The organism is Geobacter sp. (assembly GCA_009684525.1).
Taxonomy (GTDB): domain Bacteria; phylum Desulfobacterota; class Desulfuromonadia; order Geobacterales; family DSM-12255; genus Geoanaerobacter.
Genome location: WKKR01000003.1, coordinates 222,497 through 241,052, shown reverse-complemented (window position 1 = coordinate 241,052; position 18,556 = coordinate 222,497). Strand labels below are relative to the sequence as shown.

Sequence of the window (18,556 nt, the reverse complement as noted above, 5' to 3'; positions counted from 1 at the left end):
GCGGGCGGCCCTTTTCGAACCGTGCAGTTTCCATACTGCTGCTGGATAAAAAAAGGGGCTGACCCTTGCGGTCAACCCCGGAGGCACCAGTTTCTAGCACATCCTGCCGGTCAGCCTGTCTCAGACCTTTCTGCGCGACACCACCGCCAAGAGCGCCACCAGGCCCAGCCCCAGCAGCACCAGGCTGCCCGGTTCCGGGACAGGAGCAGGAACGGGGCCGGTTTCGTAGCAGCCCGCCAGGGTCATCCAGTCGACCTTGAAATCGCCCAAGACCGACGTTATGGTCACCTTCAGGAAGTGATCGTCGTACAACTGGGTAAAGACATCGATGGTTCCGGTCCCGCCGGTGCTGATCTTCGTAAGGTCGTTCGAGAGCACATCGTCCAGAAAGAAATCGATCTCATCGCCGTTTGCCTTGCAGAAACGCATGGTCAGATAGGCACGATGGAGGATGTCGTTCTCGCTCATGGAACCGGTTGTGGCCAGTGCAGGATCCCAGCTCAAGCCGCCGCTCTGCAGGGGGATGCTCGAAATTGCCCAAAGCGACATCTGGTCCAGATCAAGATCATAGGTCCAGGAATTTGTGGCCCCCGTGCCACTGTAATTGACATCGTCCCAGCGATAATCCTCGAAGTGGTAATAGGTTGCCTGCGCCATTCCGTTGGAAACCAGGCAGAACAGTACCGTCACAACCAGAATCGACAGTTTTTTGCTCATTTCATCCCCCATATATTTTCATTGATAATGTCCGTGCACTCGTGCATTGAACCACCTCAACAGCTCAGCATCATTAGTCATTTTCAATTCTCGTGCCATAATTACTTTGTGTTAATTCTTGGGACCTTAGCGGGGTGTATTTTCGGGTTACGCCACAAATGTAAATTATTCCGACAAGATGCATATGCCCTGCTCCCCGGATTTTCAGGACAAAAAAAACGGGCCGCCCCCGTTATGGAGAGCGGCCCGTTCAACCTGGCCCAGGCAGCGTGCTGGCGCTATCGTGAGCGGCGGCGGTGCACCCAGACGTACACCGCCACCAGCAGCACGCTGAAGATCACCACGCCGATGACCGCCTGGTGGGAATAACGCATGATCAGGTCCTGGTTCTCGCCGATGATGTAGCCGATCCAGGCAAGCACCGTGCACCAGATCCCGGCACCGAAGAGGGTGTAGAAGGAAAACTTCCAGTGGTTCATCCCTGCCAGTCCGGCCGGGAGCGAGATCAGGTGGCGGACCACCGGCAGAAGCCGGCCGATGAATGTTGAAATCTCGCCATGTTTGTGGAAGAATGCCTCGACCTTGGCAAACTTGTGTTCGGTGATGCCGACATATTTGCCGTAACGGAGCACCAGCGGCCGCCCCAGGTAATGGGCAGCAAAGTAGTTGGCATAGGCGCCGACCAGGCTCCCCAGGGTGCCGCAGACAATGGCGACGAAGATGTTCATCTTCCCCTCGGCAGCCCAGTAGCCGGCAGGGGGCATGACCAGTTCGCTGGGGATCGGGATGACCGAGCTCTCCATGGCCATGAGCAGAAAAATACCGGGATACCCCATCTTCAGGATGGTAGCCAGCAGCCAGTTGATGACTTCGTGCAGCATATTGTCTCCTGTCTCGTTCGGACTATCGGCGGAGCATTCTAACAAAATGAGGCGAAAAGACCAGCAAAACCGATACCTGCAGGGCGCGCCACCCCAGGATGGTCTCCATGACGTTGCGTGAACGGCTGAAAAACGAGGTCCTGGCGGGAGACGGCGCCATCGGCACCATGCTCTACGCCAAGGGTGTCGGACTGGACGCCAACTTCGAGCACCTGAACCTGGTCCGTCCCCAACTGGTGCTGGAGCTCCACGCCGAATACCTGGCAGCCGGTGCCCGGATCATCGAGACCAATACCTTCGGAGCCAACCTCACCCGGCTGCAGCCGATCGGCCTTGCCCACAAACTGGCAGAGATCAACCGCCAGGGGGCGCTCCTTGCCCGCAGGGCCGCCGGAACAGAGGCCCTGGTGGCGGGCTCCGTCGGTCCTCTCGTCCGGCTGAAAGGTGAGGAGCGGGAGCTTTCCGCCGACGAGCAGCAGGAGATCTTCCGTACCCAGGTGAACGCTCTGGCGGACGGAGGTGTCGATCTTCTCCTCCTGGAGACCTTCTCAGACCCGGCACAGCTCTGTCACGCCATTGCCGCGGCCAGGACGACCGGTCTGCCGGTCATAGCCAGCATGGCCTTCCAGGAGGGGGGCAGGACAGCCTGCGGCTGCACCGCCGAGCAGGTGGCCATGACGCTCACCGCTGCCGGAGCTGATGCCATCGGCGCCAATTGCGGTGCCGGCCCCCTGGAAGTGCTGCGGACCGTGCAACGACTGGCAGCCGCCACCGACCTCCCGGTTGCGGCCTTTGCCAACAGCGGCTTTCCCGAATACGTCGAAGGTCGCCACATCTACCGCTGCACCCCGGAATACTTCGCCAGCATGGCCGAAGAGATGGTGGCAGCCGGCGCCACCCTGGTGGGGGGGTGCTGCGGCACGACCCCCGCGCATATCCGCGCCGTTGCGGACCGCCTCAAAGGGATGCGGCCGGCGCTTCGTTCGCGCGTCCCCCGTTCCGAGCCTTCCCCGGCAGCACGGGAGGAGCAACGGGAGCCGGCAGGGTTCCTGGCGGATTGGGGCAGGCGGCCGGTCATCACCGTTGAACTCGACCCGCCCCAGGGGATGCGGGTCGACAAAATCCTCGCCGGCAGCCGTGCCCTCAAGGAGGCAGGCGCGGACGCCATCAACCTGGCGGAAAACCCGCTGGCCCGGGTCCGAATGGGAAATATCGCCCTGGGAAGCATGATCCGGCAAGAGGTGGGGATCGAGGTGATCGCCCACATCACCTGCCGCGACCGCAACCTCCTCGGCCTCCAGTCGGACCTGATGGGGGCGAGCCTGCTGGGGGTCCGCACCCTCCTGGCGGTTACCGGTGATCCCGCCCGCCTCGGCGACCAGGCAGGCGCATCGTCGGTCTACGACCTCAACTCCTTCGGCCTGCTCAAGCTGATGCACGACCTGAATACCGGGGTCAATGCCCTGGGCCAGCCCATCGGCCAGGGGACCGGCTTTACCATCGGCTGCGCCTTCAATCCGAATTCGCCCAAACCAGAGGTTCAGGTTGCCCGGCTGGAGAAAAAGATCGCTGCCGGTGCCCGGTTTGCCCAGACCCAGCCGATCTACGACCGGGAGATCCTGCTGGAGATGACAGAACAGACGCGCCACCTGGCGATCCCGCTCCTGCCCGGCATCCTCCCCCTGGTGAGCGAACGAAACTGCGAATACCTGCACAACGAGGTACCGGGAATCGTCATCCCGGACCATATCCGCCGCCGGATGCGCGGCAAGGAAAAGGAAGCCGGAGTGCGGGAAGGACTGGCCATTGCCCGCGAATTCATCGACGGGGTGCGCCATGAGGTGGGAGGATTCTACCTCATCCCCCCCTTTGGCAAGTATGAACTGGCAGTGGAACTCATCCGTTTCATCAGGGAAGGGAGATGAACATGGCATACGGAAAGGTCGTGCGACTGCTGGTACTCGCTCCGGCACTGCTGTTCTGGGGCTGCGCCTCCATGCTGGTGCCGGGAGAGATGCTCGACAGCAGCATCCGCAGCTACCAGCAGATGATCCGCTGGCAGGAGCCCAACGGAGCGGCAGCATTCGTCGAACCGGGGCGAAGGGCCGATTACCTTGAGCGCTTGGCGGCGCTGGACAAGATCAAGATCGTGGAATACGAGATAAAGCGGGTGGAACTCACCGACAAGGACATGAAGGCCCAGGTCACCGTAGAGTTCAAATACCACCACCTCGACACGATCGTCGTGAAGTCCGTGATCGACGAACAAAAATGGGAGTACGAAAGCGAAGGGAAGCAGGTCGGCTGGCACCTGATCTCTCTCCCCCCCCAGTTCCCCTGACAGCCGGCCAGAACGCTCCGGCAGTCACACCCCTCAGGCAGGGAGTTCCTTGCCGGTGGTGGTCATCACCAGCTTGCCGTGCTTGACCCCCTTGACGCCGATCAGCTCGTCGGCAATCTGCTGCACGTCACGGGCAGGACCGCGAACCACCAGCACCTCCAGGCAGTTGTGGGCATCCAGGTGGACATGGAGCGCCGAGATGATCTCGTTGTGGTGGGAATGCTGCTGTTCGGTCAATTTCTCAGCCAGATCCCCCACATGATGGTTGTAGACCAGGGTCACGGTCCCCACGGTCTCTGCCTCGCCCGACTCCCACTCCTGTTCCACCAGCGCCGAACGGACCAGGTCGCGGATCGCCTCGGAGCGATTTCCGTACCCCTTCTGCTCGATCAACCGGTCAAAACTCCCGAGCAGTTCCTCATCCATGGAGACCCCAAAGCGGACCGTCTCACCCATTCCAGCCTCCTCCCGATCGTCATTCCTGGGCCAGCAGCCGTTTCCCGAAACAGGCAAGGCCGAAGATCATGAAATTGAGCAGCACTATGGTTGCCCCGGTGGGGATGTTCAGCATCACCGAGGCAAAGGTTCCGCCAATGACGGCAATCACCCCCAGCAGCGCGGCAAGCACCAGGGTCGTCCTGAACCCCCTGGCCAGTTGCAGGGCAGCCGACGACGGGAGGATCAGCAGCGCGGATATCAGCATGATCCCCACCAGCTTCATGGCCAGGACCACGGTCAGCGCCGTCAGCAGCACCAGGAGGGAACTGATCCTGCCGGTGCGGATGCCGCTGATCCGCGCCAGCTCCTCGTTGAAGGTGATGGCAACCAGTTCGTGATAGAAAAAGGTGACGAGGAGCAGGACCGTCGTGCAGAGCACCACTGCCAGCAGCACCTCGGCCCGGCTGATGGCCAGGATGTTGCCGAACAGGTAACTAAAGAGGTCGGCGGTGAAGCCGCCGCCGAGGCTCGCCAGGATGACCCCGATGGCGATCCCGAGCGAGGAGACAATGCCGATAGCGGCATCGCCGGTCACGCGGGCCCGTTCGGTCAGTTTGAGAATGCCGAGCGAGCAGAGCATCACCACCGGCAGCGAGACAAAGAGGGCCGATGCGGCGTAGAACTTGAGCAGGAGGGCCAGCGCAACGCTGCCGAAGGTGACGTGGGCAAGCCCGTCGCCGATAAGGGAAAGGCGGCGCAACACCAGGAAACAGCCGAGCACGGCGCAGAGCACAGCGATCAGCGAGCCGGCAAGAAGCGCACGCTGCATGAAACCATAGGAAAGTATCTCGGCTATATCCATAAATGGGCGATCCGTTGCTCGTCAGATGCAAAGGGAAAGGGTCGGGTCGACTCCCGTCGTGAACCTGTGAGAAGCATCAATGCAGCCTGCAGATCTGATGCTGTGCAAGTTCCCCGAAATGATTGGTCATGGCAGAGGAGACGCAGAACTCCCGGAAGGTCCCGTAGAAGACCAGCCGCTTGTCCAGGTAGAGGAGCTTTGACGCGCAGCTGCCGATGGTTGCCGAATCGTGTGTCACCAACAGGATGGTGGTGTTACGCTCCCGGTTCACCTCCGCGAGCAGGGAGTAAAACCGGTCGCGGGTCTCGGGATCGAGGGCGGCAGTCGGTTCGTCCAGGATCAGGAGCTTCGGCTGGTTGACCATGGCACGGGCAAGGAGCACGCGCTGCTGCTGCCCCCCGGAGAGCTGGCCAATGAGACGGCGCCGCAGGTCCTGGACCCCCATGTACTCAAGGATATCATCGATCCGGGCGGTATCGGCACGGCTGATCCTGCGGGGGAAACGCTTGCCTGAGAGGAGCCCCAGCCTGACCACCTCGGTGACGGTGGCCGGAAAATTGGACGTGAACAGGTTGAAATGCTGGGGAAGATAGCCGATCTGCTGCCAATCCTCGAATTCCGACAACGGCACGCCGAACAGACCGATCTCTCCCTCGTCCCGGCTGGACAGGCCCAGGAGAGCCCGGACCAGGGTGCTTTTCCCCGAACCGTTGGGACCCACGATGCCGACATAGTCCCCGTCTTCGACCCGGAAGGTAATGTCGCTCAGGACATGGGTCGCCCCGTAGCGGCAATACAGCCCCTTGACATCGATTACTGGCGGCATTGCAACCCCGTGGCCAAGGCAGCGAGATTTCTCTCCATGAGATCGGGGAAGGTTACCCCTGCAGCCAGCTCATCTTTGCTGATATTGTGCGCGGCATGGAGGCGGAGGATGTGGGCACCGGTCTCGGCGGCAATGGTCTCGGCCACTCGGGGCGAAACCAGCTCCTCGGAGAAGATATACTGCAGCTTCAGCGCCCGCACTCGCTTCACCAGCTCCGCCATGCGGGTCGGCGTGGTCTGGGCATCGGCAGCCACACCGGTCGCGGAGACATAGGTGATGCCGTAGCGACGGGCGAGATAGGCAAAGGCAGCATGGCCCGCATGGAGCAACGTCCTGTTCTTGCAGGTCCCCAGCGTGGCCCGGTACCGTCGGTCGAGTTCGGCCAGCTTCCCTTTATAAGCGGCGGCATTGGCCGTGTAGTAGTCCCGGTTGGCAGGGTCCCTGGCAACGAAACCGGCCAGGATGGTGTCGATCATTGCCTCGGCATTGGTCAGATCGAGCCAGATGTGGGGGTCCTTGCCGGACGGTTCGTCATGGTTCCCCTCCTCCATTGCGCCATGCCCATGGTCATGACCAACGGCGGCATCCAGCAGCACCAAGCCGGCGCTGGCATCCACCACGGTCAACCGGTCACGGGGCACACCTTTCACCAGATCCTCGGCCCACGGCTCCATGAACCGATTGGTATAGACGAACAGGGCGGCCCGGTTAATGGCCAGGATATCCTCGGGCTTCGGTTCGAAGGTATGCGGTTCGCTGCCCGGCGGGAGGAGCAGGCGCACCTCTGCACGATTGCCGGCAATGGCCCGGGCAAAATCATAGAGCGGGAACAGAGTCGTCACCACCTGCAGCCGGTTGGTGGCCGCGGGCCCGGAAGTGGTCTCGCGGCTGCAGCCCGTGAAAAACGCCAGGCACGCGGCAGCAAGCAGCAGCATGACCTGCCAGCGGAATGCCGTCAACCCGGCGCTCAATCCTCTTCGCCTCTGAACCACATGTCGAACCAGGTGCGATGATCCTTCGAGGAAAGAACCTGCAGATCGTTGGGGCCGAGCCAGACCCCGCCGCAGCCGGGACATTTATCGAGAGGTACGCCGCGGAAGGTCATGGCCTCGATCTGATCACCGCACTTGGGACACCGGTTGCGGCAGAGCTCCCGGATCATCTGCTCCCGGGCCTCCTTTTTCATCTGCTCGATCTTTTCCTTTTCCTTCCGGTAGATGTACTCGTTCTCGAACGCCTTTTCACGTTCCTGCCAGATATTGGTCATAACAGATCCTCCATGATTCAGGCTAAGTCGGGCCTCGGCAACGCGACATACCATGTATCCAGCCAAAGACAGCTTCTTACACTTCCAATGTACCGCCGGAAGGCCGTCAGGTCAAGGCAAGAAGACTTCCCCCGGCCAGCGCGCCGATCTGCTCCGGTTGGCGGACGAGCGTCAGGACAGCTCCGGACAGTTCGAACCCCCTGCTGTCGAGCCCGCACTCGGCCAATCCGCGGGCATACCCCACATACGCCCCCTTCATGAGCAGCAGTTGGGTGATATTCTGGACGATGACCGGCAGGTCGTCGCAGGCGGACGAGGCCGCCATGGCGACGGCACAGGCTTCGGGGTCCAGGGAGGTAATCCCCCGGCAGGCCAGCGGCCTGACCGGATAGATCCCGCAACTCTGGTCAGCGGCCAGAAACGGGCAGGGTATGCCGTTTCGCCGCCGCTCCTCGTCGTCCATCCAGCGGACCACCTCATACGAATCTTCCAGGCGGCGTGTCACAACGGCCAAGGCTTCGGCAGACAACGACCGGTGCAGAAAACGGGCAATGGCTGCAGCTTCAGGAGGGAGAATCGAGACATGGACCCGGCAACAGTGGCCGCAGCCGGATCTGCAGGCGATGAAGGATCGTTCGTGAGGGGTAAGTTCTGCGGCGAGTCGTTGTTCCGCCAGGGCCACAATCTCGGCGGTCAGGGCGCACAGGGTTGCTGCATCGCCGCAAGATCGCAGCCGGGAGATGGCTACTGCGGCGACTTCATCGGAAAAACCAAAAAAATCGAAGGTTCCCGGTGCCATATGTCGGTTCGGTGTCAGCATCCCCCGTGCAGCAGGGGGTCAAAGGAGATGTCGCTCCTGCTGGGTGGTGACGTAATCTATGAAATCCTCCACCAGCCGCTCCCGGTTATCGCTGGTACTTGCCAGCAGGGATTCAAAATGGATGAGCGAGTGGGTGTCGATGTGGGGAGAATGGACGCCGATGCCGTCGGCGCAGAGCCTGGCAACCCTGCCGGGCATGGTAACGGAGAGCTGGGAACTCCCCTCGAGAAAGTTGACCGAGACCAGGACCTGCTCGCCGCTGGTGAAATCACCGACCGTCTTGACGAACATCCCGCCATGACAGACATTCTCGACCTCTCCGGCATAGGTCCTGCCTTTGCTGCTCACGTAGACCGGGGCATGAAACGAAACCCTGCTGAATTTTCTCTTGTCCACACCTTCCTCCTTCCGGCACATCGCCAGCATGGCTGGATAACAGCGCAATCCGCAATAAAATTTGTCAGACCACCATTTTAATTAGCATGCAAATAGCACACCTGCAACTCAAATCCTGTATTACATGGTAGTTACGCGTATCAAAGCCTAACCGAGACACCGGAAATGTAAAGTAATCCGACATCATGTTCAGAGAATTTTACATTTCACAGACAAAAGCCGGGCGATTAGCAGAACAGTTCGGCAAAGGTGGCGATCAGACGTGCATTCTCGTCCGGGGTGCGGACCGCCACCCGGACGAATCTCCCATCCAGGCCGACAAACGTGCTGCAATCGCGGATCAGCAGACCCCGCCCGAGCATCTTCCGGCAGAGTTCGCCCGCCGGATACCCGGCAGGCAGCCGGAGCAGCAGGTAGTTCGCCGCACCCGGAAACGGCTTGAGCGGGGTCACGGCAGCAAGCTGACGGGTCATCGCCTCCCGCTGCTCTGCCGCATAGACAACCGATTGCGCGCGAAACCGCTCATCTGCCAGGGCGGCAAGCCCTGCAGCCTGGGCCAGGACATTGACGTTCCAGGGACCCCGCACCGCTTCGAACCGCTGGCAGGTCTCGGCGTCGGTAACGGCATACCCCAGCCGCAGACCGGGCATGGCGTAGAACTTGGTCATGGAGCGAAGCACGATACCGTTACCGCTACCGGAAACTGAGCGGGTTGCCGAGCAATCCTCCCCGCAGAAGTCGATGAAGGCCTCGTCCAGGACCAGCATCGTCCCGAAATCGTTGCAGAGCGACTGGACGGCGTCGATATCAGCGCGGCTGCAGAGCGCGCCGGTGGGGTTTCCCGGATTGCAGAGGAAGAGAAGGTCATACTGCTCGGCCAACCGCTGCTCCAGCAGGGGGAGCGAGAGGGCAAAGCCATCGGAGGGGGAGAGGGAATGATAAGCCACCTGCCAGCCGGCGGCTTTCAGGGCATGGGCGTATTCGGAGAATGCCGGGGCAACGATGAGCGCCCGCGCCCCCTTCACCAGCCGGGGGAGGAGATAGATCAGCTCGGTCGAGCCGTTGGCGGGGCAGACCTGCTCCGGGGGAACCCCGTGATAGGCTGCCAGGGCCTCTTTGAGCGGTTGAGCCCCGGCATCGGGATAGTGGACCAGCTGGTCGACCTGGTCGATGATCGTCTGGCGCATCCCGGTCGGCATCCCCAGCGGGTTGATACTGGCGGAAAAATCCAGGAGATCCTGGGGCTTCAGCCCCAGCTGCCGGGCAACGGCAAAGAGATTGCCGCCATGGTCGAAGGTCGTCATGGCCATCCTCTGCTCCAGATCGTCACCATCAGCCAGCCCCCCATGAGCAGCGCCCCGCTCCCGTACATGAGCCGCACCGCGCCGCGCCATGCCGCTTCACCCAACGGCTGCACCGGATCGCCGATGGTCAGCTTCTCCACCGGTTTACCGAAATAGTGGTTGGTCCCTCCGAGCTGTACGCCGAGCGCCCCCGCTGCCGCAGCCTCGGGGATGCCGCTGTTGGGGGACGAGTGGTTGCGGCCGTCGCGCAGCATCACCCGCAATGCGCCACGTCCCGAAAGGCCGACCAGCGGCGCGACCAGCGCCATCAGGCAGCCGGTCAGCCGGGCCGGCAGCAGGTTGACCAGATCGTCCAGCCGGGCAGCGGCCCAGCCGAAACGGAGATAGCGGTCGTTCTTGTAGCCGACCATGGAGTCAAGGGTGTTGACCGCCTTGTAGGCAAGGGCGGCAAGCGGCCCCCCCAGCATCAGGAAAAAGAGCGGCGCGATCACCCCGTCGGAGCTGTTCTCCGCCACGGTCTCCACGGCACCCCGCCAGATCTCCGACGGGGAAAGTCCGTCGGTGTCGCGCCCCACGATCATCGACAGGGCCGATCGGGCAGCGGGCAGGTCGTCCCTGATGAGCGCACCGGCCACCGCAGCCGATTCGGCATGCAGCGACCGGGCAGCAAGGCAGGTAAATCCGAGTATCGCCCCCACAACCTCCGCTGCCAGGGGGTGGATCAGCGCGACACCGTGCAGGATCGACCCGGCAACGACACAGGTAACCCCCACCGTCAGCACCACCAGCAGCAGGCCTGCCAGCCGCTCATTGAGCGCCAGTCGCCGCAGCAGCTTTTCGCACCCCGCGATGAAGCGGCCGATGAAGACCACCGGGTGGGGCAGCCAGCGCGGGTCGCCGAGCAGGAGGTCGAGGAGAACGGCGCCGACCAATGCCGGCGGGGAGAGCATCATCACGTCGCAATCCCTGCGAGGGCGAATAGCCGGTTCATGTCCAGGCTCTTTTCCAGGTGCCGCGCCAACAGTTCGAGGGGATCTTGCGACGCGGTCACCGGGGTGACCGTGGAGAGCCCCTTCTGGCGACGGAGGCGATTGAGCAGGGCCGCCCTGAAACCGGCGTTGTCGAAGATGCCGTGCAGATAGGTCCCCATGATCCGGCCGTCACGTGAAACCGCCCCGTCCAGCAGGTCGGCCTTCTCGCCGGAACGGCTCACGATCCGGGCAAAGGGGGAAACCTCGTCCCCCAGGAGCGTCTCACCCATATGGATCTCGTAACCGGTAATGGTCCCCCCGCGCGGGGAGGTGCTGAGCCCGGCTTCACCCAGGAGAGTCGCCACTGCCTGGTGGGTCTGCTTTCCGGCACGCATCACCGTTACCGCATCCAGGAGCCCCAGCCCTTCGGCATGATGGAGTTCCGATTCCACGCCGTCGGGATCGAGCACCAGCTTGCCCAGCATCTGGTAGCCGCCGCAGATGCCGACGATCTGGCCGGGAAAAGCCCGGATCGCCGCGAACAGGTCCTGTTCCATGAGAAAATTAAGGTCGGCGATGGTGGACTTGCTCCCCGGCAGCACCAGCAGGTCGAGCCCTGCCAGTTGCTCGGGACTCTCCACGTAATGGAGCGCCACATCAGGCTCGTCCTCGAACGGGTCGAAATCGGTATAATTGGAGATCCGGGGCAGCCTGACCACCCCCACCGCCAGCTTTTCCTTCCTGGGACGGATGCGCACCACCTTGGCCCGCCTCTGCAGGGCCACGCTGTCCTCTTCCGGCAGGCGGAACCCGCTGAACCAGGGGACCACCCCCAGCACCGGCACCCCGGTCATCCGCTCCACCTCGGCAATCCCCGGCCCGAGCAGGGACGGATCGCCCCGGAACTTGTTGATGATCACCCCGCCGATGCGGCGCCGCTCCTCTTCGTCCAACAGCGCCATTGTGCCGACGATCTGGGCGAACACCCCTCCCCGGTCGATGTCGGCCACCAGGATCACCGGGCAATCGGCCATCGCAGCAATCTTCAGATTGGCGATGTCGTGGGACTTAAGGTTGATCTCGGCGATGCTCCCGGCCCCTTCGATCACCACGAACTCGTACTGCCGGCGCAGCCGGGCAAAACTCTCCCTGATCCGTTCGAACGCCTGCGGCTTGAAGGCGGTGTATTCGGCCACCCGCATGTGCCCCACGGCCTTTCCCTGGACGATCACCTGGCTCCCGGTGTCCGAGGATGGCTTGAGCAGGACGGGGTTCATGTCGGTGTGGGGGGCGATCCGGCAGGCCTGGGCCTGCAGCGCCTGGGCCCGGCCGATCTCCCCGCCTTCGGGGGTGACCGCCGAGTTGAGGGCCATGTTTTGCGACTTGAACGGCGCCACCTTGATGCCGCGATCGGCGAGGATGCGGCAGAAGCCGGCCGTGAGCACCGACTTCCCCACATCAGAGCCGGTACCGCAGAACATGAGCGCCCCGGAATCGGTGGCCGCGGGGGAGGCGACGGCTGCGGGCACCCCGGCCGTGGTCGCCTTTGCCCTGTGCGGGACAGCTGTGGTCCGGTACCCCCGGGGGGTCACCATCCGGCCTGCATCGTCCACGTGGGTGGAAGCATTGCCGATGATCACCAGCGAAAACATGTCCACCGGATGGTCCGGCAGATCCGCCAGGGTGCAGACGGTCTTCTCCTCGCCGCTGCGGCAGGCGTTACGGACGATCCCGACCGGGGTCGCGGCGGGCCGCGCAGTCAGGAGGATATCGCGGGCCTCGACCAGCTGGCTGGTCCGCCCTTTGCTCCGGGGGTTGTAGAGGGCAATGACGAAATCGGCGGCAGCCGCGGCCTGCAGGCGGCTCCGGATCACCTCCCAGGGGGTGAGCAGGTCGGAGAGGGAGATCACGGCAAAGTCGTGCATGAGCGGCGCGCCCAGTACGGCTGCAGCGGCCTGCACCGCGGAGACGCCCGGCACTACAACGATCTCCGGCGGCTCAAGCATCTCGGCCGCCAGTTCCAGCACCAGCCCGGCCATACCGTAGATCCCGGCGTCGCCGCCGGAGACCAGGGCCACCACGGCACCTTCCGCAGCCAGACGTAGCGCCTCGCGGCAACGGGGGATCTCCTGGCGCATCCCGGACGAAACCTTCTGCTTCCCTGCCAGAAGAGGCTTCACCAGGTCGAGGTAGGTTGTGTACCCCACCACCACCGATGCTTCCTCCATGGCGCTTCGCGCCTCGAAGGTCATCTGTTCCAGGCCGCCGGGACCGATCCCGACGACGAATAGTTTGCTCATGGAATCTCCGCAATGGCAAGTGTCACGTTGCCGCTCTTTACCTTGCCGAGCAGCAGCTTACCCCCATCGGAGGCAAGCAGGGCAGCCGGCTCCGCCACCCCGGTTGCGCCGATGGCCCTCAGGGCATGCTTCGACGGCGGGCTCGGCACGGGCACCCCGTTCAGCTCGACACTCGTAAACCAGCGAAGCGGCACCTGCAGGGACTCTGCGCAGGCTACCAGCCCCGGCTCTTCCCGCTTCGCCTCGGCCGTGGCCAGGCAGGCAATGCTCTGCGGCGAAAGCAGGAGCCGCTTCAGGCTGGTCAGGATGACCTCTTCGATCTCTTCCCGGCTCGTGCCGCTGTTGCAACCGACCCCGAGCACCAGGTTGCGCGGCCGGAGCACCAGCAGGTTCCCGCTCGCAAGCTGGGGTGGCACGATGCTGTTGGTAACGACAAGCACCCCGCGGGCTCCGCTGCGCATCCCGGCGACGAACGTGTCGTAAAAAACGAGTTTACCCCGGCCATGGAAATAGGAATGGACCTGGCCGGAGGGATCGACCACGGCGATCTCCTCGTCGTCCAGGAGCAGGCTGTTCAGGAGCTTGACCCGGCCCAGGTCGTCGATCCCCCAGCTGTGGTCCCTGGCGAGCATATCGAAGGAGGGGAGCCCGTTCACGTCGGTGGCAGTAGTGATGACGGGCCGTGCACCGCTCACGAAGGCGCACCGTTCGGCCAGCTCGTTGGCGCCCCCCAGGTGGCCGGACAGAAGCGAGATGGCGAACTTCCCCCGCTCGTCCATCACCACCACGGCCGGGTCCTTATCCTTCCCCTCCAGGAGCGGCGCCACCAGCCGCACCACGATACCGGCGGCCATGATGCAGACAATCCCGCGTTTTTCGCCCCAGAGGCGGGCAAGCAGTCCGCCGAGGTCGTCGAACCCCTGCGCTGCCGGACCTGCCTGGCCGCGGTACTTCACGAGCACAAACAGCTCGGCCCCGAGCCCCTCGCGAAGCCTCGCCCCCAGACGGGCGCCGTTGCGGGTGATGGCGATGACGGCCGGCTTCATGGAGCAACCGGCACGGGAAACGGGGTCCGGGTCATGACCGCTCCTGGCAAGTTGTTGAAAGACTCAGGTTGTTCCTAGGTGACAATCCTGAATTCGTGGCTGAATCCGCTGTCGTAGAGCCGGGAGACGGCCTGCAACCCCTCGCGGCGAGCCCGCAGAACATCTCCCACCAGGATGACCGCCTGCTTGCCGATGCCCGCCTCCCTGGCCTTTGCGGCAATGTCGGCAAGGCTCCCCTCGACGATCCGCTCGTCGGGCCAGGTTGCCCTGGCCACCACCGCTGCCGGGGTCTCCGGCGCATATGCCCCCTGCAGCAGCTCTTCCACCACCTGTTCGATCATGGCGACGGAGAGGTAGATGACCAGGGTCGCACCGATCCGGGCGATCCCGGCGAGCTGCTCCCGTTCCGGCACCGGGGTCCTGCCCGCCAGCCGGGTGATGACGACGGTCTGGGAGACCTCGGGAAGGGTCAGCTCCTGCTTGAGCGCCGCAGCGGCGGCACAGGCGCTGGTAACGCCGGGAACGACCTCGTAGCCGATCCCCAGCCGGTCCAGCTCCGCCATCTGCTCCTGGATGGCGCCATAGATGGAAGGGTCCCCGGTATGGAGCCTGACTGCCCGTCGGCCCGCCAGCACCGCCTCGGCAAGAGCCTGCGTCGTCTCGGCCAGGGTCATGCCCGCGGAATCGAAGAGATCGGCGTCGGGAGCATAGGTGCGAACCAGCTCCCGGTCCACCAGGCTGCCGGCATAGACCACCACCTGGGCCTCGCCGAGCAGGCGAGCCCCCTTGACGGTGATCAGCTCGGCATCGCCGGGTCCGGCGCCGATGAAATGGACGATATGCGGATGCAAAATACCCATGGAGAACGGTTACTTTGCCGGAGCCGCGGACGGCGCTTCGATGTACTGCTCGAACGGCTCCCAGTAGCGCTGCTGCACCAGGCGGCCGGTCTTCTTGTCCTGATACTGGACCTGCTTGCCGATCCAGACCTTGCCGGTGGCGGTATCGACCCGGTACAGGTGCTTCTCTGCCCTCTCCGGCTCCTTGGAGCTGATGACGGCGAACTGTCCCTCGAAGAGCTGGTAGCGGCCGATCTCACCGGTGGGTGCGGCATACGAGGGCGCTTCGGCTTGCGGAAGTATCTCCGCTTCCAGCTCATCCTGGGCGCACAGGGGGGTGGTAAGCGACAGGGCGACGAAAACAAGGGATGACAAACGGGCGATCTGCATGGTGTACCTCACGACAGGGTGAATGAGGGATTCTTGGCGACGATCAGCATGGAGAGGTAGTCCAGCTCTTTTCCCAGCAGGCTGGCCAGATCGACGACCACCTCCTGCTGGCGCGAACCGACCCGGCGGACAAAGACGGCATTCCGCTCCAGGCCTAGCTCCCGCAGCAGTCCGTAGACACGGTCGAAGACCCGGTGGACCTTCATCATTACCACGGTATCGAAATCCTGCAGTGCCTTGCGCAGCTCGTCGTCCGCATAGACGGCCGGCAGGATGGCGATCCGCTCCCCTCCCATCCCAAGCGGCAGGCCGGCAGCGGCTGAGGCGGCATTGATGCTGGAGATGCCGGGGACCACCTCCACCTCGATGTCGGGATAGCTCGTGCGGAAGATCCGGTAGAGATAAAGAAAGGTGGAGTAGAGAAACGGGTCGCCGATGGTGATGAAGGCCACGTCGCGGCCTGCCCGCACATGGTCCGCCACCTGGGCGGCAGCGCGCTCCCAGAATTCCCCCAGACCGGCCTGGTCCTTCTGCATGGGGAATACCTGACTGATCACCTCCTGGCGGTCCCGGTCTATGAACTGCTCGACGATCACCAGGGCATAGCTGGCGGCGTCGGCGCTGCCGGTGGGGGCGCAAATCACCGGGGACTGGCGGAGCAGGCGCTCGGCCTTCCTGGTCAGGAGTTCCGGGTCTCCGGGGCCGACACCGACTGCATAGACCCTGGCCATTATTCGGTTTCCTTTCTGGCGGCAACGATATAGACCGGGTTCTGGGCCTCGAACAGCTTGTATTCGGTCAGCCCCTTGGTCTTGGCGATGTTGACGCAGGTCACCTCCACGGTATAGCCATGATCCTCCAGGAACTCCACCGACTTGGTCAGGGTGTCCAGGGTCACGGCATTGAGGACGATCAGCCCTTCCGACTTCAGGCGCCGGTCGGCAGCCTCGATGATCTCTTCCAGCATCCCGCCGGAACCGCCGATAAAGACCCGGTCCGGGTCGGGAAGGTCGTCGAGCCCCTCCGGGGCAAAGGCCTCCACCAGCAGCACGTTGCGGGCCACGAACTTTTTCAGGTTGTCGCGCAGAAAACCGATGTACTGAGGGTTCCGCTCCAGGGCGTAGATCCGGCCGTTGGGCATCAGGTTGGACGCCTCGATGGAGACCGAGCCGCTGCCTGCGCCGACGTCCCACAGCACCAGGTCGTCCTGGAGCTGCAGCTTGGCCAGGGTGACGGCCCGCACCTCCTGCTTGGTGATCAGCTTCTTGACCGTGGCGAACTGGTCATCGTCGATGCCGATGAGCGGGAAGTGCTCAAGGTTCGGCTCCCACGCCTTGATCAGGATCAGGATATTGAGGGGAGAGGCCTTGATCTCCAGGAGCCCCTTGACATCGGTCTTGGTGAACTTCTCCCCCGGCAGCCCCATCTCCTCGCAGAGCCAGGCATCATACCCCTCTGCCCCGCGGTCGATCAGCGCGCGGGCAATGGCCGCCGGCGTATTGGCCTGATCGGTGAGCACCGCCACCTTCTCGGCTGCGATGATCCGGTCGATGGCCCGCTGCAGCCCACGGCCATGCACGGAAACGAAGATGGCATCGTCCCACGGCTCCTTGATCCGGGCAAAGGCGTACTGGACGCTGGTGACATTGGGATAGATCTCGATCCGCTCCTTGGGGAGGTTGCGCAAAAGGAAGCGGGCGACCCCGAAGAAGTTGGGATCGCCGGACCCGAGGACCACGGTCCGCTTGTCGGTCTTTTTCAGGAAGTCGAGCATGATGGAGAGATCGCCCAACACCTGTTTTTCGCCGGTAAAATGGGGGATGATGTCCAGGTGGCGCTGGTGGCCGATCATCACCTCGGCCTTGTCGATCACCTCCAGGGCCTTGGAGCCGAACCCCTCCCATCCCGCAATGCCGGCACCGACCAGATAAATCTTCTGTTGAGACATGTCCACCCTCCCTTACCAAAACATCGGGATCATGCGCGTCCGACCGGGACGGGGCTGGCTGCTCCGCCTGCCGCGTCCCGGAGAGAAACGCCGTTCCTGACACATTTTACCCGAAATATAGCACTTCGCCGCCGTACCCTGCCAATAAAACTTTTGTTTCCGTTTCCGGCGCCAGTTGCCGCGCCGCCAAAGCCGCCCTCTCGCAGACGAGGCGGATCAGCGCCGGGTCGGCACCCGACTCGTCGAGGACCTGGCGAGCGGTGTTCGCAGACCGGGTTCGCTCCGCAAGAGCCATGGTAGCTGGATTGGCCGAGAGCCACTGCGCCAGGGTGCCCAGATCGAGCTGCGACGAAAAGACATGGGTCTGTTCGTGGCCGCAGGCGATCTTCAAGAGCTTGGCAAACTGGCCGGCAACCACGACCCGTGCAATCCCTTTTGTGCTGCAGGCCCGCAGGGCGTACCCCACGTGGTCCCCCATCATCACCAGGCACTCCTCCTTGAGGGGGTTGCCGCTTTCAGGCTGCCCGAGATGGCGCTCCGCCACGATCTCGCTGGTCCGGCCGGTGGAGAGGACCACTGTCCGGCAGCCGCAGGCGCGGGCCACGTCCAGGGCTGCATCGATGGTGTCGGTCCAGGCTTTTGCGGAGATGGGGCGGACAATGCCGGTGGTGCCGAGGATGGAGAGGCCGCCGATGATGCCGAGCCGGGCGTTGAGGGTCTTTCTGGCGAGCTCTTCGCCATTGGGGATCGAGACGGTCACGTACAGGACATGGGGGATGCAGACGAGCGCGTAGACCCCCTTCACCGCCTCGGTGATCATCCGGAGCGGCACCGGGTTGATGGCCGGTTCCCCCACCGCAACGGCCAGTCCCGGCTTCGTCACCCGGCCGACCCCGACGCCACCGCGCACGAAAACCATGGTTGTCCCGCCGGGGCGCCTGATCCTCTCCCCTCGGACCGTGACATGGATCTGTGCGCCATTGGTCACATCCGGGTCGTCCCCCGCATCCTTCACCACATGGCAGCTCGCCGACTGTTCGTCGAATGCCTGGCCGTGCAGCCGGAACCTGGCCGTCTCGCCGCGGGGGAGGACGATCTCCACCTCGTCGACCGGCCGCTGCTCCCGGAGCATCTGCGCCGCCCCCTTGGCAGCGGCCGCAGCACAGGCGCCGGTGGTATAGCCGTGGCGGAGCTGCTTCATGTCGGCCGG

The 18,556-nt window shown here is 63.5% G+C and carries 20 protein-coding genes; 2 read left to right on the top strand and 18 right to left on the bottom strand.

The features are described 5' to 3' along the window. Positions 1-120 precede the first annotated feature (120 nt). Entirely contained in the window at positions 121-729 is a 609-nt protein-coding gene (locus tag GJT30_12085; GenBank protein ID MSM40349.1) for a PEP-CTERM sorting domain-containing protein, read from the bottom strand. Positions 730-995: 266 nt separating this feature from the next. Further along, positions 996-1,595 (bottom strand): DedA family protein, encoded by a 600-nt coding sequence (locus GJT30_12080; GenBank protein MSM40348.1) that lies wholly within the window; start codon positions 1,593-1,595, stop codon positions 996-998. Positions 1,596-1,705: 110 nt separating this feature from the next. Here GJT30_12080 and GJT30_12075 point away from each other — a divergent pair, with 110 nt between their 5' ends. Further along, positions 1,706-3,523 carry a bifunctional homocysteine S-methyltransferase/methylenetetrahydrofolate reductase gene (locus GJT30_12075; GenBank protein MSM40347.1) on the top strand — a complete coding sequence of 606 codons (1,818 nt, stop codon included), beginning with the start codon at positions 1,706-1,708 and terminating at the stop codon, positions 3,521-3,523. A 2-nt stretch (positions 3,524-3,525) separates the two neighbouring features. After that, positions 3,526-3,939, top strand: coding sequence for a hypothetical protein (locus tag GJT30_12070; protein ID MSM40346.1), 414 nt, complete (start codon positions 3,526-3,528; stop codon positions 3,937-3,939). Positions 3,940-3,972: 33 nt separating this feature from the next. Here the strand turns inward: GJT30_12070 and nikR are convergent, their stop codons facing one another. The 16 genes from nikR to GJT30_11990 form a co-directional block, all read right to left on the bottom strand. Beyond that, complete coding sequence (gene nikR, locus GJT30_12065) at positions 3,973-4,395, bottom strand: nickel-responsive transcriptional regulator NikR (protein ID MSM40345.1); 423 nt, start codon at positions 4,393-4,395, stop codon at positions 3,973-3,975. Positions 4,396-4,414: 19 nt separating this feature from the next. Then, on the bottom strand, positions 4,415-5,239 hold the full coding sequence (locus GJT30_12060; GenBank protein MSM40344.1) for a metal ABC transporter permease: 825 nt from the start codon (positions 5,237-5,239) through the stop codon (positions 4,415-4,417). Positions 5,240-5,315: 76 nt separating this feature from the next. Then, positions 5,316-6,065 (bottom strand): ATP-binding cassette domain-containing protein, encoded by a 750-nt coding sequence (locus tag GJT30_12055; GenBank protein ID MSM40343.1) that lies wholly within the window; start codon positions 6,063-6,065, stop codon positions 5,316-5,318. Continuing rightward, positions 6,053-7,000 (bottom strand): zinc-binding protein, encoded by a 948-nt coding sequence (locus tag GJT30_12050; GenBank protein MSM40342.1) that lies wholly within the window; start codon positions 6,998-7,000, stop codon positions 6,053-6,055. Before GJT30_12050 ends, GJT30_12055 begins: the two co-directional genes overlap by 13 nt. A gap of 32 nt (positions 7,001-7,032) precedes the next feature. Further along, positions 7,033-7,332 (bottom strand): hypothetical protein, encoded by a 300-nt coding sequence (locus tag GJT30_12045; protein ID MSM40341.1) that lies wholly within the window; start codon positions 7,330-7,332, stop codon positions 7,033-7,035. A 106-nt stretch (positions 7,333-7,438) separates the two neighbouring features. Further along, on the bottom strand, positions 7,439-8,152 hold the full coding sequence (locus GJT30_12040; protein ID MSM40340.1) for a YkgJ family cysteine cluster protein: 714 nt from the start codon (positions 8,150-8,152) through the stop codon (positions 7,439-7,441). An 18-nt stretch (positions 8,153-8,170) separates the two neighbouring features. After that, complete coding sequence (locus tag GJT30_12035; GenBank protein MSM40339.1) at positions 8,171-8,578, bottom strand: hypothetical protein; 408 nt, start codon at positions 8,576-8,578, stop codon at positions 8,171-8,173. Positions 8,579-8,775: 197 nt separating this feature from the next. Further along, the gene (locus GJT30_12030) at positions 8,776-9,852 is read right to left on the bottom strand and encodes a threonine-phosphate decarboxylase (protein MSM40338.1); all 1,077 of its coding nucleotides are present in this window, start codon (positions 9,850-9,852) and stop codon (positions 8,776-8,778) included. Next, positions 9,849-10,805 carry a cobalamin biosynthesis protein CobD gene (cobD, locus tag GJT30_12025; protein MSM40337.1) on the bottom strand — a complete coding sequence of 319 codons (957 nt, stop codon included), beginning with the start codon at positions 10,803-10,805 and terminating at the stop codon, positions 9,849-9,851. Before cobD ends, GJT30_12030 begins: the two co-directional genes overlap by 4 nt. Next, positions 10,805-13,123 (bottom strand): cobyric acid synthase, encoded by a 2,319-nt coding sequence (locus GJT30_12020; protein ID MSM40336.1) that lies wholly within the window; start codon positions 13,121-13,123, stop codon positions 10,805-10,807. Before GJT30_12020 ends, cobD begins: the two co-directional genes overlap by 1 nt. Further along, a complete protein-coding gene (locus GJT30_12015) occupies positions 13,120-14,169 on the bottom strand; it encodes a cobalt-precorrin 5A hydrolase (protein ID MSM40335.1) in 1,050 nt (349 codons plus the stop codon). The genes GJT30_12020 and GJT30_12015 overlap by 4 nt, the downstream gene beginning before the upstream one ends. A gap of 74 nt (positions 14,170-14,243) precedes the next feature. After that, entirely contained in the window at positions 14,244-15,029 is a 786-nt protein-coding gene (gene cobM / locus GJT30_12010; GenBank protein ID MSM40334.1) for a precorrin-4 C(11)-methyltransferase, read from the bottom strand. A gap of 9 nt (positions 15,030-15,038) precedes the next feature. Next, positions 15,039-15,398, bottom strand: coding sequence for a hypothetical protein (locus GJT30_12005; protein ID MSM40333.1), 360 nt, complete (start codon positions 15,396-15,398; stop codon positions 15,039-15,041). Between the two features lie 8 nt (positions 15,399-15,406). Beyond that, entirely contained in the window at positions 15,407-16,129 is a 723-nt protein-coding gene (gene cobI, locus GJT30_12000; protein ID MSM40332.1) for a precorrin-2 C(20)-methyltransferase, read from the bottom strand. Continuing rightward, positions 16,129-17,346, bottom strand: a complete 1,218-nt coding sequence (gene cbiE, locus GJT30_11995; GenBank protein MSM40331.1) for a precorrin-6y C5,15-methyltransferase (decarboxylating) subunit CbiE — start codon at positions 17,344-17,346, stop codon at positions 16,129-16,131. The genes cobI and cbiE overlap by 1 nt, the downstream gene beginning before the upstream one ends. Before the next feature lie 106 nt (positions 17,347-17,452). After that, positions 17,453-18,547 carry a cobalt-precorrin-5B (C(1))-methyltransferase gene (locus GJT30_11990; GenBank protein ID MSM40330.1) on the bottom strand — a complete coding sequence of 365 codons (1,095 nt, stop codon included), beginning with the start codon at positions 18,545-18,547 and terminating at the stop codon, positions 17,453-17,455. Positions 18,548-18,556 lie beyond the last annotated feature (9 nt).